25 protein-coding genes and 1 tRNA gene are annotated in these 23287 nt (G+C 68.1%); 19 read left to right on the top strand and 7 right to left on the bottom strand.

Annotated elements, in window-relative coordinates:
• The 3 genes from ACWDTP_RS24510 to ACWDTP_RS24500 form a co-directional block, all read left to right on the top strand.
• On the top strand, positions 1-1269 hold a 1269-nt coding region (locus ACWDTP_RS24510), incomplete at its 5' end, for a (Fe-S)-binding protein (protein ID WP_450024575.1).
• Positions 1232-2023 carry a fumarylacetoacetate hydrolase family protein gene (locus tag ACWDTP_RS24505; RefSeq protein WP_450024573.1) on the top strand — a complete coding sequence of 264 codons (792 nt, stop codon included), beginning with the start codon at positions 1232-1234 and terminating at the stop codon, positions 2021-2023. The genes ACWDTP_RS24510 and ACWDTP_RS24505, both read left to right, overlap by 38 nt.
• A gap of 2 nt (positions 2024-2025) precedes the next feature.
• Complete coding sequence (locus ACWDTP_RS24500) at positions 2026-2820, top strand: maleylpyruvate isomerase family mycothiol-dependent enzyme (protein WP_450024571.1); 795 nt, start codon at positions 2026-2028, stop codon at positions 2818-2820.
• On the opposite strand, the gene ACWDTP_RS24495 is transcribed toward ACWDTP_RS24500, so the two are convergent.
• The 3 genes from ACWDTP_RS24495 to ACWDTP_RS24485 form a co-directional block, all read right to left on the bottom strand.
• Positions 2798-3676 carry a universal stress protein gene (locus ACWDTP_RS24495; RefSeq protein WP_450024569.1) on the bottom strand — a complete coding sequence of 293 codons (879 nt, stop codon included), beginning with the start codon at positions 3674-3676 and terminating at the stop codon, positions 2798-2800. The two genes, ACWDTP_RS24500 and ACWDTP_RS24495, sit on opposite strands and share 23 nt — an antisense overlap.
• On the bottom strand, positions 3676-5496 hold the full coding sequence (locus ACWDTP_RS24490) for an amino acid permease (protein ID WP_450024567.1): 1821 nt from the start codon (positions 5494-5496) through the stop codon (positions 3676-3678). Before ACWDTP_RS24490 ends, ACWDTP_RS24495 begins: the two co-directional genes overlap by 1 nt.
• Positions 5497-5598: 102 nt before the next feature.
• Positions 5599-6198 (bottom strand): 5-formyltetrahydrofolate cyclo-ligase, encoded by a 600-nt coding sequence (locus ACWDTP_RS24485; protein ID WP_450024565.1) that lies wholly within the window; start codon positions 6196-6198, stop codon positions 5599-5601.
• 39 nt (positions 6199-6237) lie between these two features.
• Between ACWDTP_RS24485 and ACWDTP_RS24480 the strand changes: the two genes are divergently transcribed.
• From ACWDTP_RS24480 to ACWDTP_RS24450, 7 genes are all read left to right on the top strand, one after another.
• A complete protein-coding gene (locus ACWDTP_RS24480) occupies positions 6238-7170 on the top strand; it encodes a UTP--glucose-1-phosphate uridylyltransferase (protein ID WP_450024563.1) in 933 nt (310 codons plus the stop codon).
• Between the two features lie 60 nt (positions 7171-7230).
• Complete coding sequence (glp, locus tag ACWDTP_RS24475; RefSeq protein WP_450024561.1) at positions 7231-8496, top strand: molybdotransferase-like divisome protein Glp; 1266 nt, start codon at positions 7231-7233, stop codon at positions 8494-8496.
• Positions 8497-8500: 4 nt separating this feature from the next.
• A complete protein-coding gene (locus ACWDTP_RS24470) occupies positions 8501-9154 on the top strand; it encodes a GNAT family N-acetyltransferase (protein ID WP_450024559.1) in 654 nt (217 codons plus the stop codon).
• A gap of 237 nt (positions 9155-9391) precedes the next feature.
• Complete coding sequence (gene sepX / locus ACWDTP_RS24465; protein ID WP_450024557.1) at positions 9392-10507, top strand: divisome protein SepX/GlpR; 1116 nt, start codon at positions 9392-9394, stop codon at positions 10505-10507.
• Between the two features lie 55 nt (positions 10508-10562).
• Positions 10563-10635: transfer RNA gene (locus ACWDTP_RS24460), tRNA-Ala, on the top strand.
• Positions 10636-10896: 261 nt separating this feature from the next.
• Positions 10897-11232 (top strand): helix-turn-helix domain-containing protein, encoded by a 336-nt coding sequence (locus tag ACWDTP_RS24455; protein ID WP_450024555.1) that lies wholly within the window; start codon positions 10897-10899, stop codon positions 11230-11232.
• The gene (locus tag ACWDTP_RS24450; protein WP_450024553.1) at positions 11229-12482 is read left to right on the top strand and encodes a type II toxin-antitoxin system HipA family toxin; all 1254 of its coding nucleotides are present in this window, start codon (positions 11229-11231) and stop codon (positions 12480-12482) included. Before ACWDTP_RS24455 ends, ACWDTP_RS24450 begins: the two co-directional genes overlap by 4 nt.
• 31 nt (positions 12483-12513) lie before the next feature.
• On the opposite strand, the gene ACWDTP_RS24445 is transcribed toward ACWDTP_RS24450, so the two are convergent.
• A complete protein-coding gene (locus ACWDTP_RS24445; RefSeq protein ID WP_450024551.1) occupies positions 12514-13707 on the bottom strand; it encodes an MFS transporter in 1194 nt (397 codons plus the stop codon).
• A gap of 54 nt (positions 13708-13761) precedes the next feature.
• On the opposite strand from ACWDTP_RS24445, the gene ACWDTP_RS24440 reads away from it, so the two are divergent.
• Positions 13762-14511, top strand: coding sequence for an AraC family transcriptional regulator (locus tag ACWDTP_RS24440; protein ID WP_450024550.1), 750 nt, complete (start codon positions 13762-13764; stop codon positions 14509-14511).
• On the opposite strand, the gene ACWDTP_RS24435 is transcribed toward ACWDTP_RS24440, so the two are convergent.
• A complete protein-coding gene (locus ACWDTP_RS24435) occupies positions 14498-15430 on the bottom strand; it encodes an SDR family oxidoreductase (protein ID WP_450024548.1) in 933 nt (310 codons plus the stop codon). The two genes, ACWDTP_RS24440 and ACWDTP_RS24435, sit on opposite strands and share 14 nt — an antisense overlap.
• Positions 15431-15516: 86 nt before the next feature.
• Here ACWDTP_RS24435 and ACWDTP_RS24430 point away from each other — a divergent pair, with 86 nt between their 5' ends.
• A complete protein-coding gene (locus tag ACWDTP_RS24430) occupies positions 15517-16356 on the top strand; it encodes a helix-turn-helix transcriptional regulator (protein WP_450024546.1) in 840 nt (279 codons plus the stop codon).
• Between the two features lie 7 nt (positions 16357-16363).
• Here ACWDTP_RS24430 and ACWDTP_RS24425 read toward each other — a convergent pair whose 3' ends face one another.
• Together ACWDTP_RS24425 and ACWDTP_RS24420 are read right to left on the bottom strand one after the other, a co-directional pair.
• Positions 16364-17101 (bottom strand): SDR family oxidoreductase, encoded by a 738-nt coding sequence (locus tag ACWDTP_RS24425; RefSeq protein WP_450024544.1) that lies wholly within the window; start codon positions 17099-17101, stop codon positions 16364-16366.
• Entirely contained in the window at positions 17098-17844 is a 747-nt protein-coding gene (locus ACWDTP_RS24420; protein ID WP_450024542.1) for an SDR family oxidoreductase, read from the bottom strand. Before ACWDTP_RS24420 ends, ACWDTP_RS24425 begins: the two co-directional genes overlap by 4 nt.
• A 104-nt stretch (positions 17845-17948) precedes the next feature.
• Between ACWDTP_RS24420 and ACWDTP_RS24415 the strand changes: the two genes are divergently transcribed.
• From ACWDTP_RS24415 to ACWDTP_RS24385, 7 genes are all read left to right on the top strand, one after another.
• Positions 17949-18845, top strand: coding sequence for a LysR family transcriptional regulator (locus ACWDTP_RS24415; RefSeq protein WP_450024540.1), 897 nt, complete (start codon positions 17949-17951; stop codon positions 18843-18845).
• A 674-nt stretch (positions 18846-19519) separates the two neighbouring features.
• A complete protein-coding gene (locus ACWDTP_RS24410; protein WP_450024538.1) occupies positions 19520-19795 on the top strand; it encodes a hypothetical protein in 276 nt (91 codons plus the stop codon).
• A complete protein-coding gene (locus tag ACWDTP_RS24405) occupies positions 19792-20346 on the top strand; it encodes a hypothetical protein (RefSeq protein ID WP_450024536.1) in 555 nt (184 codons plus the stop codon). The genes ACWDTP_RS24410 and ACWDTP_RS24405 overlap by 4 nt, the downstream gene beginning before the upstream one ends.
• 89 nt (positions 20347-20435) lie before the next feature.
• Positions 20436-20843: a TOBE domain-containing protein gene (locus ACWDTP_RS24400; protein ID WP_450024535.1), complete on the top strand. Its 408-nt coding sequence runs from the start codon at positions 20436-20438 to the stop codon at positions 20841-20843.
• Positions 20840-21604, top strand: coding sequence for a molybdate ABC transporter substrate-binding protein (modA, locus tag ACWDTP_RS24395; RefSeq protein ID WP_450024533.1), 765 nt, complete (start codon positions 20840-20842; stop codon positions 21602-21604). The genes ACWDTP_RS24400 and modA overlap by 4 nt, the downstream gene beginning before the upstream one ends.
• Positions 21605-21678: 74 nt before the next feature.
• Complete coding sequence (locus ACWDTP_RS24390; protein ID WP_450024531.1) at positions 21679-22680, top strand: GNAT family N-acetyltransferase; 1002 nt, start codon at positions 21679-21681, stop codon at positions 22678-22680.
• Positions 22677-23287, top strand: a 611-nt coding sequence (locus ACWDTP_RS24385; protein ID WP_450024529.1) for a shikimate 5-dehydrogenase, incomplete at its 3' end; no start/stop codon positions are given. The genes ACWDTP_RS24390 and ACWDTP_RS24385, both read left to right, overlap by 4 nt.

Raw genomic sequence — 23287 nt, 5'->3', positions numbered from 1 at the left:
ATCGGCCAGTGCCGCAAGAGCACCACGGGGGTGATGTGCCCGTCCTACATCGCCACCCGCGAGGAGGAACACGCCACCCGTGGGCGGGCCAACGCTCTGGTGAAGGCCCTCTCCGATCCGAACCCGCAAGCCTCGCTGGGCGACGAGCGGCTGCACGAGATCCTGGACCTGTGCCTGATGTGCAAGGCATGTAAGGCCGAATGCCCGCTCGGGGTCGACATGGCCAAGCTCAAGAGCGAGACGCTCTCGCACCACCACGATCTGCATGGGGTGCCGCTGCGCTCCCGGATCTTCGGTTCGATCCGGCTGCTCAACCGGATGGGGTCCGCGCTCGCCCCGCTGACCAATCTGCCCGGCCGGAATCGCCTGGTCCGCAAGGCGATGGAGCGGTCGATCGGGATCGCGGCGCGCCGTCCGATGCCGCAGTACAAATTCACCAGCCTGCCCCGCTGGTACCGCAGGGCCGGGCGACGGTCCCAGCCGGCCGCGGGCCTCGGCACTGTCAACTTCCTCGCCGATTCGTTCACCTCCTACACCGAACCGCACATCGGTCGCGCGGCGATCGAACTGCTGCAGCGGTCCGGATGGTCGGTCGAACTGGTCACCAGTGGCTGCTGTGGCCGGTCGGCGCTGTCGAAAGGCCTTGTCGACCAGGCCAAGTCGAAGGCGAGCGCGATGGTCGAACACCTGACCGTCAACACCGCCGACGGATCACCGATCGTTGGCTGCGAGCCGTCGTGCCTGTTCACCCTGCGCGACGAACACCAGTCGATGCTGCCGGGCGATCCGCGGGTGCGCGCGGTCGCCGACCGGGTCAAACAGGTCGAGGAGTTGCTGACCGAGGCCATCGACGACGGCCGGCTGGTGCTCGCGGCCGACTCGTGGCTGGCCGGCCGCCAGATCGTCTATCACGGGCACTGCCACCAGAAGGCGGAAGTGGGTACCGCGGCCACCGTGGCCCTGCTTCGCCGGATACCGGGCGCCGACGTCGTCGAGATCGATGCCGGCTGCTGCGGGATGGCGGGCTCCTTCGGCTACGAGGCCGAGCACTACGAGATGTCGATGACGGTCGGGGCGGACCGCCTCTTTCCGGCCATCGAGGATGCCGGTCCGGACGCCGTCATCGCCGCGACCGGCACCTCGTGCCGGGAGCAGATTTTCCACGGGACCACCCGGTCGGCCTGGCACCCGGTCGAACTCGTCGCCGAGGCACTCGTCCCGGCACCGTCGAATGGAGATGCGCGAGATGCGAATAATCCGCTTCACTGATCATGCTGGATCCGCGCCGCGCAGCGGTGTTCTCGACGGCGGTGAAATTCGCAGTCTCGAAGGCGGCTTGACCCATCTGCGGCCCGGACGTCCGATCGCGGCCCTCGACGAGGCGGTGCTGCTCAACCCGTGTACGCCGAAGGTGATCGTCTGTGCGGGGGCGAACTACGCCAGCCAGGTCGCCGAGGCCGGGCTGGCGACCCCGACCCAACCGGTGCTGTTCCTCAAAGGACTCAACACTCTTGCGGATCCGGGCGATGCGATCAGGTATCCGGACGGGCTGCAACGCCTGGAGTACGAGGGTGAACTCGCGGTCGTCATCGGGCGGACCGCCCGCAACGTCGAGCCCAGCCGGGCGCTCGAGCATGTCGTCGGCTACACCTGCGCCAACGACGTCACGGCCAGTGACTTCCGCGCGGACGGCCAGTGGACCAGGGCCAAGAGCGCCGACACCTTCGGCCCGATGGGCCCATGGATCGAGACCGATATCGAAGACCCGCAATCGCTTCGGATCACCACCCGGCTCAACGGCCGCGCCGTTCAGGACTGCGGCACCGACGATATGATCTTCGGGGTCGCCGAACTCATCGGGTGGATCAGTCGCTGGATCACCCTGCACCCGGGGGACGTGATCCTCACCGCGAGTCCGGCCGGGGTCGGGCCGATGGTCGTCGGGGACACCGTCGACGTCGACATCACCGGCATCGGCACGCTGTCCAACACCGTGGCTGCCGACCTCGCGGCCGTGAGGTGACGGTGGATTACCGGTCGATCCTGCTGGACGAGACCCACGCGTTCGGGTCGCTGATCGGCGGGTGCGACGCGTCGGCCCCGGTGCCCACTTGCCCGGGATGGACGGTGGACGAGCTGTTCCGTCACGTCGGCCGGGGTAACCGGTGGGCCGCCGAACTTGTGTCGCAGCGCGCCGATTCGGCGCTGGACCCACGCTCGGTTCCGGACAGTGAACCGCCTGCCGGCCCGGCCGGCGGGCCCGGCTGGCTGCGGGCCGGGGCGACGCTGCTGATCGACGCCGTCGCGTCCGCCGGGCCCGACACCGCCGTGTGGACGTTCCTCGGGCCCCGCCCGGCGCGGTGGTGGCTGCGGCGTCGCGCCTACGACACCATGCTGCACGCCGTCGACGCGGCGATCGCCGCCGGGACGACGCATCCGCTGGCCGCGGAGGTGGCCGCCGACGCCCTCACCGAGTTCCTGGAACGCGTTGTCGCGCAATCGGGTCCCGGCTCCGCGCCGTTGATGCCCGGCCGACGGCTGACTTTCGTGGCCGCCGACGTCGACGCCGAGTGGGCCGTTCGGGGTGCCGATGCCGGTCTCGAGTGGTCGGCCGGCGATGGTCCGGCGGACGTGGTGCTGCGGGGAGCCGCCGACGACCTGCTGTTGGTGGCGGTTCGCCGGCGGCTGCTCGACGACACCCGTATACGGGTGGTCGGTGACCCGGCGGTCTGGCGGGAGTGGTTGGGTAACACTCCGTTCGAGTCGAGCCAGAACCGCTCGATCGCCGCCATCGACGCTACCGGGCAGGCACCACCATGACCGGGACCGGTGAGTGCCGCAGGATCCTGGCCGCGGCCGAGCCGAGGAACACCTGCGCGGACTGGGCCGCCGCGCCCGACCCGAGCAGCAGCAGGTCGCCGGTCTCCCACCCCACGCTTTCCACCGCCGTGTTCCAGTCATGCCCACTGCCCACCACGACGTCGACGTCGGGGCCCGCCATATCCTCGCGAATGGCGTTGAGCTGCCTGGCGATATCCTCACGGGTACGCCGGGACCACTGTGCCACCACGAGGTCCTCGGCCGAGGACTCGATGCTGCCCGCGAAGGCCGCCACATTGCGCACCGTGAACGAGACGATGCGCAGGCTCGCCGACCAGGCCTTGGCCAGCTCGGCGACCGCCGGGATGAGTCCGTTGACGTCGGCCTCCCCGCCGTAGGCCGCGGTGAGCCTGCGGATCCGGCCGCTGCGCTGCGCATACCCGCGCGGTGCGATCGCGACCGGAAGCTGTGCGGTGTGCACCAGCCGTTCGGTGACGCTGCCCAGGGCGACCCGGCCCAGTAACCCGGCCGAGGAGGACCCGACCACCACCAGGCTCGATTGGTTGGCGGCCGCGAGATCGGTCAAACCCGTTGGGATCGACGTGGATTCACTGATGACGGTGGAGACCTCGACATCGGTGGGCAGGGCCGTCGCGGCCCGCTCAAGGGACTGATTGGCCTGTCCGGTGACGTAACGCAGATACTCCTGTTCCACCGGGTCGCCGCGCGGCGGCCACGGCCGTTCCACCACCGCCGCGGCCACCACCTTGTCGCCGGTCGAGCGCGCGATCTGGGCGGCCAGATGCAGCGGTGCGCTGCTGTGCCTACTGGCGCTGAACGCGGCCAGGATGGTCATCAGGCACGCTCCCCGGCGCGGATCCGCGCCACCACATGCGTCACCGGAATCTGGTGTTCGGCGCGGGCCCGGTCGACGACGTCGAACCGCTGCCACACCGAATCCTCGGGTGGCAGTGTCGAGATCACGATCTGGTCGGGGTGGAACGCCTCGACCGCGGCGGACAGTGCGCGCAGCGGCCGGTAGTCGCCCAGCTCACCGTCCGCATCCAGGCTCTCGGACCGCAGGGTGGTCAGCGTCTGATCCAGGCGGGTCTGGGCGGCCCGCTGGGTGGCCTCCGAAATATCCAGCGGCCCATGGGTTGCGGCCACCCCGGTGTCGATCGGGCTGGCCGGCACCACCACGCGGTAGACGGCGTCCCGGTCGGCGCCGATCCGCCGAAGCTCGTCGAGCAGCTCACCGGACTGCACGGTCTGGTTGGCCAGCACCAGCACCCGGTGCGGATGGGCGGCCGGCGCCGCATCCGCCACCTCGGGACGCTTGCCGATGAACATCCGGTTCGCCAGGAACAGCGCGATCACCACCGCCCACGACAACAGGCTCAGGGTCAGGGCTTTGCGGTTGTCCCCGCCCTGCACATACATCTGCACCAGGATCGCCGCGATGCACGCCGCGGTGAGGATAGACAGCACCGGGAACAGCCACATCTTGACCTTGAGCTGGTCCGGGGAGGTCCGGTAGCGCAGCACGATCTGCGAGATCGCGATCAGCAGGTAGACGAACAGGATCACCGCGCCGCTGGAGTTGAGCAGGAACGCGAAGATCGTGTCGGGCGAGAACGCCGCCGCGATCACGCAGATGAAACCGATCACCGACGAGGTGAGGATGGCCGCCGCGGGCACCCCGCGGCGGGTCACCGCGACCAGTTGGGGCGGCGCCTCACGCCGGGCGGCCAGCACGAACAGCATCCGCGATGCGGTGTACATGCCCGAGTTCAGGCAGCTCAGCACGGCCGTCAGCACCACCGCGTTCATGATGTGGTCGGCGTAGGGGATGCCGATCTCGGTGAACGCCGCGACGAACGGCGACGCCGAGGTCTGGTCGCCGTTCCACGGCAGGATCGTCACCAGCAGGAACGCCGAGCCGACGAAGAACAGCGCGATACGCACGATCACCGAGTTGGCGGCCTTGGCCACGGCCCGTTCCGGATCGGCGGACTCGGCCGCCGCGATGGTGGCGATCTCGGCGCCGACCATCGAGAAGATCACCGTCACGACGCCGACCGTGATGGCCGTCGCGCCGAGCGGGAAGAACCCGCCGTGCGCGGTCAGGTTGGAGAAATCCAGGCTCTTGTTCGGCCACACGCCAAGCACATACAGCGAACCCAGCCCGATGAACACCAGGATTGCGGCCACCTTCACGCCGGCGAACCAGTACTCGAACTCGCCGAACGAGGACACCGAGAACAGATTGGTGGCCGTCATCGCTATCAGCAGGATCAGCGCGGTCAGCCACAGCGGAACGTCCATCCAGTACTGGATGATCTTGGCGCCGGCGATCGCCTCGAATCCGACGACGATGACCCAGAAATACCAGTACAGCCAGCCCACCGAGAAGCCCGCCCAGTTGCCGAGCGCGTTGCGGGCGTAGTCGGCGAAGGATCCGGTCGACGGATTGGCCACCGCCATCTCGGCCAGCATCCGCATCACCATGATGATCAGCACGCCGGCCAGCCCGTAGGTGATGAAGACGCCGGGGCCGGTATCGCCGATCACCACCCCGGAACCGACGAACAGGCCCGCGCCGATGACCCCGCCGATGGCGATCATCCGAAGCTGACGCTGGCTCAAAGCTTTTTTCAGTGCGGGGGTTTCACCCATGTCGGTCCCCTTCATCAAGATGACTCAGACCACAAAACTGCCAAGAGGCACGCTATGCCCGGGGCTGCCGCTCAGGTGGCGGAATGCGGGCTGAGAATTCGCTCAGGCCCCGAGGGACACGAGCCCGCGCGCCGGGGTCAGCGCATGCGTCATCCGCACGTCGTGGGGTTCGGCGGGCAGTTGGTCGACGAGTTCGTCGTCGCGCACCACCGCGACCAGCCGCGCGCCGGTGCGCGCGAGGCCGAGCGTGCGGTCGTAGAAACCGGCGCCACGCCCTAGCCTGACCCCGAAACGGTCCACGGCCAGCGCCGGGACCAGGATCACCGTGGCCTCCGCGGCCGCATCGGGCCCCAGCCACGGACGCGCCGGTTCGCGCAATCCGAAGGCCGCCCCGACCAGGCCGCCGGGGCGGTACACCCCCCACCGCAGCGGCTGCGGAACGCCGTCGGCATCGTTGCGGGCAACCGGAAGCAACACTCGCACACCGAGATCCAGCAAGCCGTCGAGCAGCGCGGTGGAGCCGGGCTCGGTCCCGACCGGAACATAGGCACACACCGTCCGGCCGGACTCGGCCAGACCGGGCAGGCTGCGGCACAGGGCCCGCGCCTCGGCGTCGCGCAGCCCGCCCGGCAACGAGCGCCGGTTCCGCAGAATTTGCCTGCGCAATTGCGTCTTCGTCGGCGCAGGGACCATCGGGACCATAGCCTCCACCATTTCAGGTTGGACGTTAGTGTGTGAACGATGACCACGCCTTCAAAGGCGGCACCGTTGGTGCCCATACCTCATACGGCGGTCGTCCCGGCTGCGGGTTTGGGAACACGATTCCTCCCGGCAACCAAGACCGTTCCCAAGGAGTTGCTGCCGGTCGTCGACACGCCCGGTATCGAACTCGTCGCGGCCGAGGCCGCCGAAGCCGGCGCCGAACGGCTGGTCATCATCACCTCGGCGGGCAAGGACGGCGTCGTCGCGCACTTCGTCGAGGACCTCGTGCTCGAGGGCACGCTGGAGGCCCGCGGCAAAGTGAAGATGCTGGAGAAGGTGCGCCGCGCCCCCGCCCTGATCAAGGTCGAATCGGTGGTGCAGGCCGAACCGCTCGGGCTGGGACATGCGGTGAGCTGTGTGGAGGCGAGCCTGGGCCCCGACGAGGACGCCGTCTCGGTGCTGCTGCCCGACGACCTGGTGCTGCCGACCGGGGTGCTGGAGACCATGTCGAAGGTGCGGGCCAAACGCGGCGGCACGGTGCTGTGCGCGATCGAGGTGCCCGGCGACGAGATCAGCGCGTACGGCGTCTTCGACGTCGAGGCGGTGCCCGACGCGGACAACCCGAACATCCTGCGGGTCAAGGGCATGGTCGAGAAGCCCAGGGCCGAGGATGCGCCGTCGCCGTACGCCGCGGCCGGGCGGTATGTCCTGGACCGGGCGATCTTCGACGCGCTGCGCCGCGTCGCACGTGGTGTGGGCGGTGAGATCCAGCTCACCGACGCCATCGCCCTGCTGATCGAGGACGGCCATCCGGTGCATGTCGTCGTGCACCGCGGCGCTCGACACGACCTGGGAAATCCCGGCGGGTACCTGAAGGCTGCGGTTGACTTTGCGTTGGAACGTGACGACTACGGCCCGGATCTGCGGCGGTGGTTGGTCGAACGACTGGGTCTGGCCGAGGCCGGGAACTAGCCGCAGCGCTAGCCGTCCGCGCGGCGCCGCCGGGCCCGGCACAGGGTAGAAAGGCGAGTTGTGCGTTCGGTGGAGGAACAGCAGGCCCGGGTAGCGGCCGCCGCGGTGGCGCCCAGACCGGTGCGGGTGGCCATCGCCGAATCGCAGGGCCTGATGTGCGCCGAAGAGGTCGTCACCGAGCGGCCCATGCCGGGGTTCGATCAGGCCGCGATCGACGGCTACGCGGTGCGCAGCGTCGATGTGCTCGCGGTGGGCGATTCGGACGCCGAGGACGGCGGCGGCGATGGCGGCGGCGAGATCAGCCTGCCGGTGATGGGGTCGGTCGAGGCCGGTGCGCGCACGCCCAGCCGGCTGCAACCCCGCCAGGCGGCGCGGGTGCAGACCGGCGCGCCGATGCCGACGCTGGCCGACGCGGTGCTGCCGCTGCGCTGGACCGACGGCGGGAAGAACCGGGTCCGGGTGCTGCGCGGGGTGCGCTCGGGCGCCTATGTGCGGCGCACCGGAGACGATGTGCAGCCCGGCGATGTCGCGGTGCGGGCCGGCACGATCATCGGGGCGGCCCAGGTCGGCCTGCTGGCCGCGGTGGGGCGCGACCGGGTGCTGGTGCATCCCCGGCCGCGGCTGTCGGTGATGTGTGTGGGCGGCGAACTCGTCGACGTGTCCCGCAACCCGGGCACCGGGCAGGTCTACGACGTGAACTCCTATGCGCTGGCCGCGGCGGGCCGCGACGCCGGCGCCGAGGTCAACCGGGTCGGCATCATCAGCGCCGATCCGCGGGAACTGCGGGAAACCGTTGAAGGCCAGGTCAACCGGAACGAGATCGTGGTGATCGCCGGGGCCGTTGGCGGCGCCGCCGCCGAATCGGTCCGCACGGTGCTCTCCGAACTCGGCGATATGGAGGTCACCCGGATCGCCATGCATCCGGGTTCGGTGCAGGGCTTCGGGCAGCTGGGGCGCGAAGGCGTGCCGGTCTTCCTGCTGCCGGCTAATCCGGTGAGCGCGCTGGTGGTGTTCGAGGTCATGGTGCGCCCGCTGATCCGGTTGTCGCTGGGTAAGCGTCAGCCGATGCGGCGGGTGGTGCAGGCCCGCACGCTGGCCCCGATCACGTCGGTGCCGGGTCGCAAGGGCTTCCTGCGCGGGCAGCTGATGCGCGACCAGGACAGCGGTGAATACCTGGTGCAGGCGCTCGGTGGCGCCCCCGGTGCGTCCACACATCTGCTGGCCACCCTCGCCGAGGCCAACTGTCTGGTGGTGGTGCCCAGCGAGGCCGAGGAGATCCGCACCGGCGAGACGGTCGACGTCGCGTTCTTGGCCCAGCGCGGCTGACTCGATGAGCCCGTTCCGTTCCGGTGGTGTTCATCCGGGCTGGCCTGAGCCCATCGGTCCGCTGCGGGTACCCGCCGGGGTGGTGCGGCTACGGCCGGTGCGGCTGCGAGATGCCGCGGCGTGGAGCCGGATCAGGCTGGCCGATCGCGCCCACCTGGAGCCGTGGGAGCCGGTCACCGGAGTGGATTGGGCTGTACGGCATGCGGTTTCGTCGTGGCCCGCGATCTGCTCGGGGCTGCGGTCCGAGGCCAGGCGGGGGCGGATGCTGCCCTACGCGATCGAGCTGGACGGGCAGTACGCCGGTCAGCTGACCATCGGCAACGTCACCCACGGGGCGTTGCGCTCGGCGTGGATCGGCTACTGGGTGGCCAGCGCGAAGACCGGTGGCGGGGTCGCGACGGCCGCCCTCGCGCTGGGGCTGGACCATTGTTTCCACGGGGTGCGGCTGCACCGGGTGGAGGCCACGGTGCGGCCGGAGAACGTGATCAGCCGCGCGGTGCTGGCCCGGGTCGGGTTCCGCGAGGAGGGTCTGCTGAAGCGTTACCTGGAGGTCGACGGCGGTTGGCGCGATCACCTGCTGGTGGCGATCACGATGGAGGAGCAGTCGGAGTCGGCCGCGCAGGCCCTGGTGCACGCCGGGAAGGCCGGCTGGTGCTGAGACTGTCGGGGGTCTCGGCGCCCGGTCCGCGAGCTTGACGTAACCGTCGCCGCACGCGCCCGAACGCAACGCTTACGTCGAATTCGACGGGGCCCAGACGCCCAATCGTGTTACTAATGTGACATTTGTGACTGTTGGTGCTTGAATCCAGTGAATTACAGGTGTGTAATTGGGTCGGCGCGCCATCGATGGATGCGCTGGTCACAGACCTAGCCTGGAGGGGAAAGGAAAGGCGTCATGCCAAGCATCCCCCAATCACTGCTGTGGATCTCTCTCGTCGTTCTCTGGCTGTTCGTGCTGGTGCCGATGCTGATCAGCAAGCGCGATTCGGTCCGGCGCACCAGCGATGTCGCCCTCGCGACGCGCGTGCTCAACAGTGGGCGCAACGCTCAGCGGTTACGGCGCGGTCCCGCGGCGGGCCATCACAGCGACCCGCACTGGCAGCCGACCGAGGACCATCTCGAGGAGCCGTTCGAGGCTGAACTCGACGAGCCCGAGGCCCAACCGAAGCGTTCGGTGGTGGTCGCGGCCGCGGTCGCCGAACCGGCCGAACCCGACTACCTCGACGTCGATGTCGTCGACGTCGATTCCGGTGCACTGCCGGTCGGCACGGTCCTCGAGGAGGAGTCTGTCGACGAGGCCGAAGCTGAACCGGTCGAAGCCGTCGACGAGGACGAAGCCGTCGACCCTGTCGACGAGGCCGAAACCGATCAGCTGCAGCTCCATCTCGACGATCCCGAAGAGTTCTTCGAGGTCGGCGCCGACACCGCCGAGGCCGTCGCCGAGGACGTGACCGATGAGGCCGAGTCCGATCCCACGGCCGACGAATACGAATACGTCGACGACTCGTCCGGGCTGGAAGCCGAATCCGACGGCGAGGGCGAAGGTGAGCCCGCGGATGCGCGCGTTACCCCGCTCAGCGCGTCGCGGCAGCGGCGGTTCGAATCCAAGACCGCGGCCGAGGTCAGCGCCCGCAAGTACAAGTTCCGCAAGCGGGTGCTCGCGGTGTTCGCGGTGCTGCTGGTGGGTTCGGCGGCCGCGGCGTTCCTGCTCACGCCGACCGCTTGGTACGTGTGTGGGACGGTCGCCGCGATCACCCTGCTGTACCTGGCCTACCTGCGCCGCCAGACCCGGATCGAGGAGCAGCTGCGCCGTCGCAGGGCCGCCCGGATGATGCGGTCCCGGCTGGGTGTGGAGAACACCGACGATCACAAACTCGACGTGGTGCCTGCCCGGCTGCGCAGGCCGGGTGCCGCGGTGCTGGACATCGACGATGAGGACCCGGTCTTCGAGCACCTGGAGTACGCGCCGCCGCCCCGCGAATACGATCTACCCCGCGCTTCTGGGCAGTAGCGCGTCCGGTTTCGGAAGAACGGACGCAGGCTGGTAGCCTTTTGCTTCGGTATCAGGGGCTATGGCGCAGTTGGTAGCGCGACTCGTTCGCATCGAGTAGGTCAGGGGTTCGATTCCCCTTAGCTCCACAGTAAAGCCGCAGATCAGAGACATGATCTGCGGCTTTTCCGATTGGTCGTCGGCAGTCCGTCCGCAGCATCCGCTGAACGGCTGTGGCGTTGGCCGCGCCAGCTGGAATTTCCGGAGACGATCACGTTATGGAGCCATAACACTAGGATTATGTTGCGCACTTAGAACATAGTGAAGCGACATGTCTCAGAGCTAACTGGTCCATCAAGTCCATGTTCTGGACCCATAACATACGAATCATGTGATGGTACCGTAACATCATGTCTCAGCCGCGGGTCGATCGACAGCTCATGCAACTTGGTGCGGCGTTGCGCAACGCGCGGATCGAAGCTGGGCTGACTCAGGACGAGCTGGGTGACCGTGCCGGTGTCTCCCGACAGTTGGTCAGTCGTGCGGAGTCCGGTAGCCCCAGGGGGGAGGTCGGCCGTGTTGCCCAAATCGCAACCGCACTCGGCTACCGGCTCACCATTACCCCACGCAAGTTGCCGAAGCCGACAAGTGATCGCAAAACGGTGAAGCAATATCTGGATGAAATCAATCGGTCCGCCCACACTGAGCCTTTGAATCCCCCTGGTGAGGATGGCCCCGTCAGATGACTGAGCTAGTCGTAGCACTCAGTGGTCGGCTCATCGGAGTAGTTACTCAGGCCGATGGCAAACCCAGATTTACCTACATCGACGAGTACGCGGACGACCCGGATGCAACTCCGTTATCGCTGTCGATGCCGCTTGCGATAGGGAAAAGCTACGACCATCGCATCACCGCTCCGTGGCTTTCCAACTTGCTTCCAGACGACGACCAGGTCCGTGAGAATTGGGCACGTGAACTGGGAGTTTCAGCGAGCAACGCGACTGAACTACTCGAGCGAGTCGGCCACGATGTCGCGGGTGCGGCGCAACTAGCCGCCCCGGCCGAGATTGAGAATGTCCTTGCTCGACAGGGAAGTTTGGCGGTCGTCTCGGAGACAATAATCGGAAAGCGCTTACGCGAACTGGTTTCTCATCCATCTCACTGGGCAGACGCCGCCGACGGATGGAGCCTCGCTGGTGCTCAATCAAAGTTCACCGTGGCTCGAACGCCAGATAATGAATGGGCGTGGGCACACGGTAGTGCACCTAGCACGCACATCATCAAACCTGGTATCGGGCACTATCCAGGTCAAGCCCTCAATGAACACCTGTGCCTCCGCGCGCTCGAACAGGTCGGGATCGTCACGGCGAAGACAGATTTCATGTCATTCGACGGAGCCGAAGCGATTGTCATAGAACGTTACGACCGACTCCGTCTCCCGAACGGCACGATCGTGCGGATCCACCAAGAAGACATGTGCCAAGCCCTGTCGGTCTGGCCGCAGTACAAATACACATCCAACGGGGGGCCGTCGGCCGTCGACATCAGTCAACTGCTATCGAAAGTTGCTTCTCAACGCGACGTCGACCGATTCACGGATGCCGTGGTCGCGCAGTATTTCTTAGGCGCGCCGGACGGCCACGCCAAGAACTACTCGGTAATCCTTGACGGCGAGGATGTCACGCTCGCGCCCATCTATGACGTTGCAAGCATTCTCCCGTACGAGCGCCGAGAGGGATCAGGTCTTGATCGCGTCGCGATGTCACTCGGCGGCCACAACAAGTTTGGCGACGTGAGAATGAGGCACATCGAACGCTTCGCGACGAACACTGGAACCGACCCTGACCGGCTGGTGGCCCGAACTCGCGACATGATGACAGGCTTGCCGGCCGCAATCGCCGACGTTGCGTCGAAGAGCACAGGCGAGGGGCTGGCAGAGTTGAGCGAGGCGCTGCTGCGCGAAACTAGAGCACTGGCTGCCACCCTGGATGCCTAGGTGGCGGTCATCCCCGTCCGCATCGAGTAGGTCAGGGAATTCGAATCCCCTTAACTCCACCAGATTTGAGCAGGTCATCGGTATTTTTTGCCGGTGATTCCGGGTCGCGCAGCGACCGGAAGCACAACCAACTGGCCAGCGGCATGGCGATCAGCGGAATCAGCGCGATCTGCAGCGTCGTGACCTGCGCGAGCGTGCCGATGACCGGGCTGGCCAGTCCGCCGATACTGACGGTCAAGCCGAGGGCGACGCCGCTGGCGGTGCCCACCCGCGACGGCAGATAGTCCTGTGCCAGCGTGATCTGCAGTGAGAACGGCACGTACAGGCCGACGGAGGTCAACGCGATGAACGGGTACACCGCCGGACCCGGAACGGTTACCACGCCCTCGATCGCGAAGATCGAAACCAGATACGCCCACCGCGTGACCGTGGCCCGGTCCCATCTGCTCGCCAGATAACCGCCCCACACCGAACCGATGACGCCGCCGAAGAACAGGATGAACAGCGCGGCGGTGCCGGCGAAGCTGCTACCGCCCATGCGGCCCTGCACGAACAGCGCGATGAACGTGCTCAGCCCGACGAACGCGATGGACCGGAACACCACCGCGAGAGACAGTTTCGCGAACGAGCGGACGTCGTCGCGGCCGGACGCCACCGCGGCGGTCGTCTTCGCCTGGCGCCGCTGCAATCCGCGCAGGACCGGGATGGTCACCGAGACGCCGGCGATCGCGGGAAGGATCAGCATCGGTGTCCACCGCAGCCCGTTGACCCCCACCACCGCGGCGACCATCAGCGGAGCCAGGGCGAAGCCGAAGTTCCCTCCGGTCGAGAAGTAGGCCATCGCACGGTGGCTGCCCTCGCTGGCCAGGCGCGCCACCCGGGCCGCCTCGGGATGGTAGGCGGCCACGCCGATTCCGGACAGGGCGACGAATGCCAGTGTCCAGCCGTAGGAGCCGCTGAGGCCGCAGACGGCGATACCCGCGCCGCCGAGCAGCATGCTGCCGGGGAGGAGCCAGGGCAACGCGAAGCGGTCGGCGATCGCGCCGAACAACGGTTGCGCGACCGAGGACAGCAGCGACGCCGCCAGGACCAGACCCGATGCCGCCGCGAGGGCGTACTGCCGCTGCGCGACGAAGAACGGCACAAGGGCGGCCACCGAACCTTGGTAGACATCGACACACGCGTGTCCGGCAGCCAGCAGCGCGATACCGGTGTTCCGTCGCATGCCTTCCATGTTCGGGTTGGACGGCCTGTCCGGCTTTCATTAATCTGACAGATGATGTCGAAAATCCGCCACACGCCGGTCGCGCCGACCTACACCCGGCGACTCGCCTCCGGTGAGGCCATCGACCTGCACCACCACGACGACCACCAGATCGTCTACGCCGGAAGCGGCGTTCTGACGGTGATGACCAACCACGGATCGTGGGTCGCGCCCGCCACCAGGGCCATCTGGATTCCGGCGGGCGTTCCTCATGAACACCGGGCCCACGGTGAAACGCAGATGCACCTGATCGGTCTGCCCGCCGCGGACAACCCACTCGGTTTGACGTCGCCGACCGTACTGAAGGTCGGCCCACTCCTGCGCGAGCTGATCGCCGCGTACACCCGCGACGACTCGGACAGCCCGGAACGCACGCGTCTTCGGGCGGTGCTCCTCGACCAGTTGCGCGCCTCGCCGCAACAGCCGCTGCACCTGCCGGCTCCGGCGAACCCGCAGTTGTGTCGGGTCTGCGACATCCTGCGCGCCGACCCGAGCGACTCCAGGACCTTGGCCGAGCTCGGCCGGGTCGTCGGCGCCAGCGAGCGCACCCTGTCTCGACTGTTCCGCTCCGATCTCGGGATGACCTTTCCGCAATGGCGCACCCAGTTGCGACTGCACCGGGCGCTGGTCCTGCTGGCCGACGGCACCTCGGTGACGACGGTCGCCTATCAGTGCGGCTGGTCGACGCCGAGTGCGTTCATTCACGTCTTCCGAAGCACTTTCGGCTACACCCCCAAGGCGTTCGCGGGCGTCACGCCGGCGTGACGCCGGTGAGTTCCTGCGACACCGTCCACATCCGCGAGGCATTCACGTTGTCGCGCAGCGGTTTCCACAGTTTCTGCGGTCCGGGCGGGCCGCCGACGTTGCCCGGCCACTGCGGTCCGTAGCACCCGCCGCCCTCGGGAGCGGTCGCGGCCAGCAGGGCCGGGAACTTCGCGCTGTCCACGGTCCCCACGATCAGATCCCGTGCCGACAGCCAGCGGATCATCCGGACACCACCGGTGTCCTTGGCCCGCCCCACTTCTGGGCGGGCCGCCAGCAGGCTGGTCGGGGCGACGCCGGGATGGGCGATATTGCTGGTGATGCCCCAGCCGGCGGCCCGGCTGCGGCGGTCGAGCTCCAACCCGAACAACCCCACCGCGATCTTGGACTGCCGGTAGGCGCGCATACCGTCGTAGCCCTGCTGCCAGTTCAGGTCGTCCCAGTTGATCGCGCCGCTGCGGGCGGCGACGCTGGTCTGGGAGGTCACCCTGGCGCGGCCGGCCCGCAGGAGCGGCAGCAGCCGCCCGGTGAGCGCGAAATGGCCCAGGTGGTTGGTGCCGAACTGCAGCTCGAACCCGTCGACGGTCGTCTGCCGGTCGGGCGGGGTCATCACCCCGGCGTTGTTGATCAGCAGGTGGATCGGAGCTCCCTCGGCACACAGCTTGTCGCCGAGCGCCGCCACCGACGCCAGCGAGGACAGATCCAATGCCTCCAGTGACAGCTTCGCCCACGGGTGCCGGTCGCGGATCGCGGCGATTGCGGCCTTACCCTTGCCCGGATTGCGGACCGGCATGATCACCTCGGCGCCCGCGCCGGCCAGCCACGTCGCGATACCGAGCCCGACGCCGTCGCTGGCCCCGGTGACGACCGCCCGTTTTCCGGAGAGGTCGGGAATGGTGATGTCGTACGTCGTATTCGGCATGTACTCCAGGCTGGAGGACCGGGCCACGGCTATCCACGGCCTGACGATCCGTGGCTGGGCGATCCGGCCCAGGGGATGATGCAGGCATGATCGATCGCGCCGGGCTGGCCGAGTTCCTTCTCCGCCGCCGCGAGGCATTGCAGCCCGAGGATGTCGGTCTGCCCCGCGGGCAGCGCCGCCGGACCAAGGGGCTGCGGCGCGAGGAGATCGCCGCGCTGTGCCACATGTCGACCGACTACTACGCGCGGCTGGAACGCGAGCGCGGCCCGCAACCCTCCGAGCAGATGGTCGCCTCGATCGCGCAGGGGCTGCACCTCTCGCGCGACGAGCGCGACCATCTGTTCCGCCTTGCCGGACATCAGGCGCCGGCCCGCGGCCCCGGCACCGATCACATCGGCCCCGGGATGCTGCGGATCCTCGACCGGCTCACCGACACCGCCGCCGAGATCGTCACCGAGCTGGGGGAGACGCTGCGCCAGACCCCGCTGGGCGTCGCGCTGGTCGGCGATAATTGCCGCTACACCGGCCCGGCGCGCAGCATCGGTTACCGGTGGTTCACCGAGCCCGCCGCGCGCGACCTGTACCCGGGTGAGGATCACGAGTTCTATTCGCGGATGTATGTTTCGGGGCTTCGCGGGGTGCTGACCCTGCGGGGGCCCGGGTCGAAGGCCGCCGGGCTGGCCGAGCTGCTCACCGACCGGAGCGAGGAGTTCCGCGACCTGTGGAAGGAACACGAGGTCGGCATCCGGCCGCGCGAGATCAAGCGCTACCAGCACCCCGACGTCGGGGCCCTCGAACTCAACTGCCAGATCCTGCTGGACCCCGAGGCGTCGCATTCGCTGCTGGTCTACACCGCGATACCGGGCAGCGAAAGCTACGAGAAGCTGCAGCTGCTGTCGGTGGTCGGCGCGGTATCGCCGGCGTGAGCGGTATTCAGAGCTGGGACGCGCCGCCGTCGACGGCGAGTTCGGTGCCCGTGGTGTAGGTGGCGTCGAACCCGAGGAAGACGATGGCCTTGGCCACCTCATCGGTTTCGCCGAACCGGCCCATCGGGTTGTCGGCCCTGATCTGGTTCTTGAACCGCCGGGCCTCCTCCACCGGCATCGATCGTTCGAGGATGCCGGTGTCGACCGGACCGGGGGACACCGCGTTGACCCGGATGCCGCGGCCGATCAGTTCCCTGGCGAATGTGCGTGTCATGGACCGCAGTGCGGCCTTGGTCGCGGAGTACACGCTCGTCGCCGCGATGCCCTTGACGTTGCTGACCGAGGTGGTGAGCACTATCGCGCCGCCGGTGGCGATGAGTGGCAGGAACTTCTGCACCGTGAAGAACGGGGCCTTGGTGTTGAGCTCGAAGACCCGGTCGTAATCGGCCTCGCTGGTCTGGTCCACGAGTGTGGCCAGGGTCGCGCCGGCGTTGAGCACGAGCAGGTCGACGCCGCCGAACTCGGCTGCGGCTCGTTCGACGAGGGCGTCGATCCCGGAGACGGCGTCGCTGCGTTCGACGATCGCGCCCGCACCGAGTTCGGCCCTTGCGGCCTCCAGCGATGCGGGCGTCCGGCCGGTGACGATGACCCGGGCCCCGCCCGCGCTCAGTGCCTTCGCGGTGGCGAGTCCGATGCCGCTGGTCCCGCCGGTGATGACGACGCGTTTGCCCGCATAGGAGTTCATAGTTGGGACTCGCCGCCGTCGACGATGAGCTCGGTCCCAGCCATGAACGTCGCGTCGAATGCCAAGAACACTGCCGCCCTTGCGAATTCGTCTGGGTTGCCCCAACGCTTCATCGGGCTGCTCTCGGTGAACTCGGCCTTGAGGGCAGCGGCCTTCTCCGGTACCTCCTTCTCCAGCTTGCCCGTGTCGACCGAGCCGGGGCTGATCGCGTTCACCCGGATTCCTCGGGGCAGCAGTTCGCGGCTGAGGGTGCGGGCCATCGAGCGCAGGGCCGCCTTGCTGGCCGAGTAGACGCTGAGCGCATCCCAACCCGTCTGGTTCGCGATCGACGTGGTCAGCACCACGCCACTGCCCTCGGCGAGCAGCGGGACCAACCTCTGCACGGTGAAGAACGGTCCCTTGGTGTTGATCGCGAAAACCTCGTCCCAGGTCTGCTCGGTGACCGCATCGAACGGGTCGAAGCTGCCGATCCCCGCGTTCACGAACAATGCGTCCACCGTGCCGAATTCGGCTCTGACCCGGTCGGCCAGCGCGTCGATATCGGACATCGAGCCCGCGTCGTTGCGGACGGTGACGGCGTTGGTGCCGAGCCGTCTGCCCGCGTCCTCCAGCGTTGTCCGGGTCCGCCCGGTGATCAGGACGCGCGCGCCCTCGTCGACCAGTTGCTGCGCGGTCGCCAGCCCGAGACCGCTGCTCCCGCCGGTGATGACGACGTTCCTGCCTTGATGTCTGCCTGCATTCACCGTCTCAGTCTTCGGCGGGCCCGGCGCGGGTGTCCAAGACCCGTTCGGCACCACGGCATGCCGAAACGGAATACCCCAGACCGCGAGCCGGGTTGATTCTGGTCATGAACGATCTCGGCAGCGACCTCGAGCTCCGGTTGGTGCGGTACTTCACCGTGGTGGCCCGACACCAGAACTTCGGCCGGGCCGCCGCCGAACTGCACCTGGCCCAGCCGGCACTGAGCCGCCAGATCCAGCGGCTGGAGCGTCGTCTCGGCGTGCGCCTGCTGGACCGGACGCCGAGGGGCAGTCGGCTCACCGAGGCGGGCGAGGCGTTCTACCCACAGGCGCAGCAGCTGCTGCAGGCGGCCCGCCGGGCGGCGCTCACGGCCCGCGCCTACACCCCGGCCGGCAAGGTCGTGATCGGCTACCTCGAAGACCTCATCGTCACCCCGGCGGTCAGCGACCTGCGTCGCCGTCGCCCGAAGGCCGATATCGGCACCCGCCATCTGGAGTGCAAGGACGGCCGGGCGTTGACCGACGGGACGGTCGACGTGCTGGTCGCCCGCGACCCGCTGCTCGAAGTGGGTGACGGCACCCGGATCACGGTGCTCTACGAGGAGCCGCGGATGCTGGTGGTGCCGACCGGACATCGGCTGGCCGGGCGCGCATCGGTGACGACCGACGACTTCGCCGGGGAGGATTTCATCTGCCCGCACGGCGGCGCCCGTTCGATCTACCCGACGGATACCTATCGGCTCAGTGACCCCGGGCCGATCTCGGCGGGCCCGGTCGGGGAGACCTTCCAGGACCGGCTCGAACTCATCGCGAGCGGCCAGGCGATCGCGGTGATACCGGTCGGGGACCGGCGCACCTCGTTGCGTCCCGATCTGGTGACCGTGCCGGTCGAGGATTTTCCCGCCAGCAAGGTCATGGTGGCCACCCGGGCCGGCGACCCCAACCCGTTGGTCGACGACTTCGTCAAGTCCGCGCGGGCCAACCTCAGCGGCGTCGCGGCCTGAGCGCTCAAGCGCTCCTCGGCGGTCGTCCAGCCCCAGATTTTTGCTGTGCCGAACCGCCGCCGCGACGTTTTATTGTCGTCGGCGACAGTTGAGTCGTCGCGACCGGCGCGCCCCGGCGTGGGCGGCCGGGAACGGGTGTCAAAGCCCGGCGCACACCACCGTCCTTTAGGTGGCCCGCGCCGGCGCCCGGTGCGGCCGGGCGGGGCGGTCGGTAATCGGCCGTACCGACGCGACCGCTTTCACGCACGCAATTCGCATGTGATGGGCGCCGCGACCGAATGCGGAATGGCGGGGTCAAACAATCCGCGGTACAACGACGATTTCGGCGCCATTGCGATTCTGCAGTCTCACTCGATCCCCGATGTCCCACCCATGCCGCCGGGGCCCGACCACACGCTCGGGGCCAGAGCTGCTGTGACAGCGCGATATTCGGCGCCAAGATTTTGCTAGATCCGACCGTCCGTGCGTTTTTTCGGGACGCCGGCCTAGCTGTGCCTCGTCACTGTTGCCCCATAGGACCCCACGTGCGCTAATCGCGGGCCGAGGGACTAATCTGCGATTCGGCTATCGCGCATTGCGTGGTGTGATCGGGCCTGAGAATTTGTCCTTACCGATAGATCACCGACCCGGCGGTGGGATAGCCTGCCTGGAATAGATTGCCACTGGGGGATTGAATGGCGAACGGTCTTAGGGTCGACTGGAGCGGGCTGAACGCGGGTGCCGCCAATAGCGAGCTGATCGCTGCCGAGTTGACCGTGGATGCTCGCGCGGGCGCAGACAACAGCCAGCCCAGTTACAGGGGACTGTCGGCGATGGACAGCGCCGTGCTCTCGGCGCGCACCCGTCAATCCGCCAGGGTGAGCGGCCAGGCCGAGGTGCTGTCTGCGGCCGGCGTCCAGTACGAGGCCATCGATACTCAGACTGCTGGAGGCCTGGCGGAGCTGATGTGATCGCGACCGACCCCACTCTCCCATCTGCTGACGCGCCGACGAGGTCCCGGATAGAGGCATGGGACACAACGCATCTGGAGAATGCGGCGGCCCGCTGGCGTCAGCTGGCCGCTGAGTCCGAGGAGCTGTTCGAGTGGCATCGGCGCAACATCTCCGAGCCGGGTGGGACGGAATGGTCGGGTTCGGCCGCCGAGGCCGTGCTGGACCGCGTCACCAATGACGCCGTGATCGTCCGCAAGCAGGGTGACATCCAGCGCGAGGCGGCCAATATCGCCGAGGACGGCAGCCGCGATGTCCGGCGCGCGGTGGAGCAGGTGCTCGAGGCCATCGCCGCGGCCGAGGCCGACGGCTTCGCGGTCGCCGAGGACCTTTCGGTGCGCGACACCCACCGGGTCGACGTGACGACAATGGCCGTGCGCTACACCGCCTCGAGGGAACATGCCGAGGACATCCGGTGGCATGTCGAGCGGCTCATGCAGACCGATATCTACCTCGGCCAGCGGCTGCACGGCAAAGCCCTCGAACTCGACGGCCTCGGGTTCGAGCTGTAGCCGCCGAGATCCGTGTCTGCGGCTGTATAGGGCGGGTTTGATCCGCGGATACGGTTGTTTGCGGCGTGCGCGCTCGTTAGGCTGTCGCGGTGCCTGATATCCGGGTCCGCGACGCGGCCGAGCTGCTGGGGGTCAGTGACGATTCCGTGCGGCGCTGGATCGACGACGGGACCCTGGCCGCACACCTCGACGCGTCGGGTCGCAAGGTGATCGACGGAGCCGCGCTGGCCGCGTTCGCCCGCGCGCACGCCGCCGCGGCGCCCAAGGACCCGTTGGGTATCGGAAGTTCGGCGCGCAACCGGTTCGCCGGGCTGGTCACCAACGTCGTCGCCGACGAGGTGATGGCCGAGGTGGAGATCCAGTGCGGACCGTTCACCGTGGTGTCGCTGATGAGCACGCGGTCGGTGCGCGAACTCGGCCTCGAACCAGGAAGTGTCGCGGTGGCGGTGGTCAAGGCCACCACCGTGATCGTGGAAACCCCGAGGGGGCAATCATGATGGGTGTGCGGGCGCTGGCAGCTGCCAGTGTGGTGACGATGGCCCTGGTCAGCGGATGCGCCGGAGCCTCCGGCACGGACGCGGCGGCCGGGTCGATCACGGTGTTCGCCGCGGCCTCGCTCAAGACGGCGTTCACCGAGATCGGCGAGCAGTTCAAGGCCGACAATCCGGGCGCGTCGGTCGAGTTCTCCTTCGCCGGCTCCTCGGATCTGGTGACCCAGCTGACCCAGGGTGCCGACGCCGATGTGTTCGCCTCGGCCGACACCCGCAACATGGACAAGGCCGTGCACGCCGGACTGGTGTACGGCAATCCGGTCAAGTTCGCCACCAATACCCTCACCATCGCCGTGGCCCCCGGAAACCCCAAGGGCATCAAAACTTTTCAGGACCTGACCAAACCAGGACTGTCGGTCGTGGTCTGTGCGCCTCCGGTGCCGTGTGGCGGGGCCACCGAGAAGGTGGAGAAGGCCACCGGGGTGACGCTGTCGCCGGTCAGCGAGGAGAACTCGGTCACCGACGTGCTGGGCAAGGTGACCACCGGACAGGCCGACGCCGGGATCGTCTACGTCACCGATGCCGCGGGTGCCGGTGACAAGGTGACCAGCGTCGACTTCCCCGAATCCGACCAGGCCGTCAACACCTACCCGATCGCGGTGCTCAAGCAGTCCGAGCACCAGGACCTGGCCAAGGGTTTCATCGACCTGGTCAGCGGTGAGGCCGGCCAGAAGGTGCTCGGCGAGGAAGGCTTCGTCAAGCCCTGACCGCCTGCAAGGTCGCGTCGTAGCGGGCGAGCGAAGCGGCGGGGAACGAGACGGGAGAGGACTAGCCTGAGGGCGTGGCCGAACCTGGCGAGGTCCGCGTTGACGATCTGGCAGCGCTCGAGTTCTTCGCCGGATGCCCGCTTGCCGCCCTGGCGCCACTGGCCGGCAAGCTGCGCCCGCTCTCGGCCGAGGCCGGCCAGGAACTGATCCGGCAGGGCGACCGCGCGGTCACGTTCATGCTGATCGCGTCCGGGCGCGCGCGGGCCACCCACGAGGGTGCCGACGGCGAATCGATCGAAGTCGAGATCGAGCCCGGTCTGATCATCGGGGAGATCGGGTTGTTGCGCGACGCACCGCGCACCGCGACCGTGCTGGCGATCGAACCGCTGACCGGATGGGTCGGGGACCGCGAGGCGTTCGAGGTGATCCTGCACCTGCCCGGCATGTTCGGCAGGCTGGTACGGCTCGCCCGGCAACGGTTGGCCGCCTTCATCACCCCGATCCCGGTGCAGGTGCGCAGCGGCGACTGGTTCTACCTGCGGCCCGTGCTGCCCGGTGACGTCGAGCGCACGCTCAACGGGCCGGTCGAATTCTCCAGCGAAACCCTTTACCGCCGTTTCCAATCCGTGCGCAAGCCGACCCGGGCCCTGTTGGAGTACCTGTTCGAGGTCGACTACGCCGACCATTTCGTCTGGGTGATGACCGAGGGGGCGCTGGGGCCGGTGATCGCCGACGCCCGGTTCGTCCGCGAGGGGCACGGATCGACCACGGCCGAGGTCGCCTTCACCGTCGGCGACGACTATCAGGGCCGGGGCATCGGCACGTTCCTGCTCGGGGCGCTGGTGGTGTCGGCGGGATACGTCGGCATCGAACGCTTCAGCGCCAGGGTGCTGAGCGACAATTACGCGATGCGCAAGATTCTGGACCGGCTCGGCGCGACCTGGGAACGCGAGGATCTCGGCGTCGTGACGACCGAGGTGGACGTTCCGCCCGCCGAGACGGTGCCGTTCAGCGACGACGTCGTCGCCCAGATCCGGGCGGCGACCCGCCAGGTGATCCGGGCGGTGGGCCAGTGACGCCGCCACACAGCAGGCCGCCACTGAACAAGGACACCACGGTGTGCATATCGCTGGCCGCGCGGCCGAGCAATATCGGCACCCGGTTCCACAACTACCTCTACGAGGAACTGGGGCTGGACTTCGTCTACAAGGCGTTCACCACGACCGACATCGCCGCCGCCATCGGTGGTGTGCGCGCACTGGGCATCCGGGGCTGTTCGGTGTCGATGCCGTTCAAACGCGACGTCATGGCCCTGGTCGACGAGATCGAGCCGTCGGCGCGGGCGATCGACGCGGTCAACACCATCGTCAACGACCTTTCGGTGCCCGGCGGACGTCTCACCGCCAGCAATACCGATTACCTCGCCGTGCAGAACCTGATCGACCGGCTCGACCGGGATGCCACGGTGCTCATCCGGGGGAGCGGCGGGATGGCCGCTGCGGTCGCGGCGGCGTTCGCCGGCAACGGATTTCGCGACGGCACCATCGTCGCGCGCAACCGCTCGGCCGGCGCCGCACTCGCCGCGCGGCTCGGCTACCGCTACGCGGCCGACGTCGGCGACCTCACCGCGGCGGTGCTGGTCAACGTCACCCCGATCGGGATGTCGGGTGGCCCCGACGAACA

It is taken from the genome of Mycobacterium sp. NPDC003449 (assembly GCF_053588415.1).
This window is presented reverse-complemented; position numbering and strand designations above follow the sequence as displayed.

Coding starts and splice junctions, on each gene's coding strand:
- ACWDTP_RS24505 (WP_450024573.1), top strand. CDS start 1,232: ATGGAGATGCGCGAGATGCGAATAATCCGCTTCACTGATCATGCTGGA.
- ACWDTP_RS24495 (WP_450024569.1), bottom strand. CDS start 3,676: ATGACCATCCTGGCCGCGTTCAGCGCCAGTAGGCACAGCAGCGCACCG.
- ACWDTP_RS24490 (WP_450024567.1), bottom strand. CDS start 5,496: ATGGGTGAAACCCCCGCACTGAAAAAAGCTTTGAGCCAGCGTCAGCTT.
- ACWDTP_RS24485 (WP_450024565.1), bottom strand. CDS start 6,198: ATGGTCCCGATGGTCCCTGCGCCGACGAAGACGCAATTGCGCAGGCAA.
- ACWDTP_RS24480 (WP_450024563.1), top strand. CDS start 6,238: ATGACCACGCCTTCAAAGGCGGCACCGTTGGTGCCCATACCTCATACG.
- ACWDTP_RS24470 (WP_450024559.1), top strand. CDS start 8,501: ATGAGCCCGTTCCGTTCCGGTGGTGTTCATCCGGGCTGGCCTGAGCCC.
- sepX (WP_450024557.1), top strand. CDS start 9,392: ATGCCAAGCATCCCCCAATCACTGCTGTGGATCTCTCTCGTCGTTCTC.
- ACWDTP_RS24455 (WP_450024555.1), top strand. CDS start 10,897: ATGTCTCAGCCGCGGGTCGATCGACAGCTCATGCAACTTGGTGCGGCG.
- ACWDTP_RS24450 (WP_450024553.1), top strand. CDS start 11,229: ATGACTGAGCTAGTCGTAGCACTCAGTGGTCGGCTCATCGGAGTAGTT.
- ACWDTP_RS24445 (WP_450024551.1), bottom strand. CDS start 13,707: ATGCGACGGAACACCGGTATCGCGCTGCTGGCTGCCGGACACGCGTGT.
- ACWDTP_RS24440 (WP_450024550.1), top strand. CDS start 13,762: ATGTCGAAAATCCGCCACACGCCGGTCGCGCCGACCTACACCCGGCGA.
- ACWDTP_RS24435 (WP_450024548.1), bottom strand. CDS start 15,430: ATGCCGAATACGACGTACGACATCACCATTCCCGACCTCTCCGGAAAA.
- ACWDTP_RS24430 (WP_450024546.1), top strand. CDS start 15,517: ATGATCGATCGCGCCGGGCTGGCCGAGTTCCTTCTCCGCCGCCGCGAG.
- ACWDTP_RS24425 (WP_450024544.1), bottom strand. CDS start 17,101: ATGAACTCCTATGCGGGCAAACGCGTCGTCATCACCGGCGGGACCAGC.
- ACWDTP_RS24415 (WP_450024540.1), top strand. CDS start 17,949: ATGAACGATCTCGGCAGCGACCTCGAGCTCCGGTTGGTGCGGTACTTC.
- ACWDTP_RS24410 (WP_450024538.1), top strand. CDS start 19,520: ATGGCGAACGGTCTTAGGGTCGACTGGAGCGGGCTGAACGCGGGTGCC.
- modA (WP_450024533.1), top strand. CDS start 20,840: ATGATGGGTGTGCGGGCGCTGGCAGCTGCCAGTGTGGTGACGATGGCC.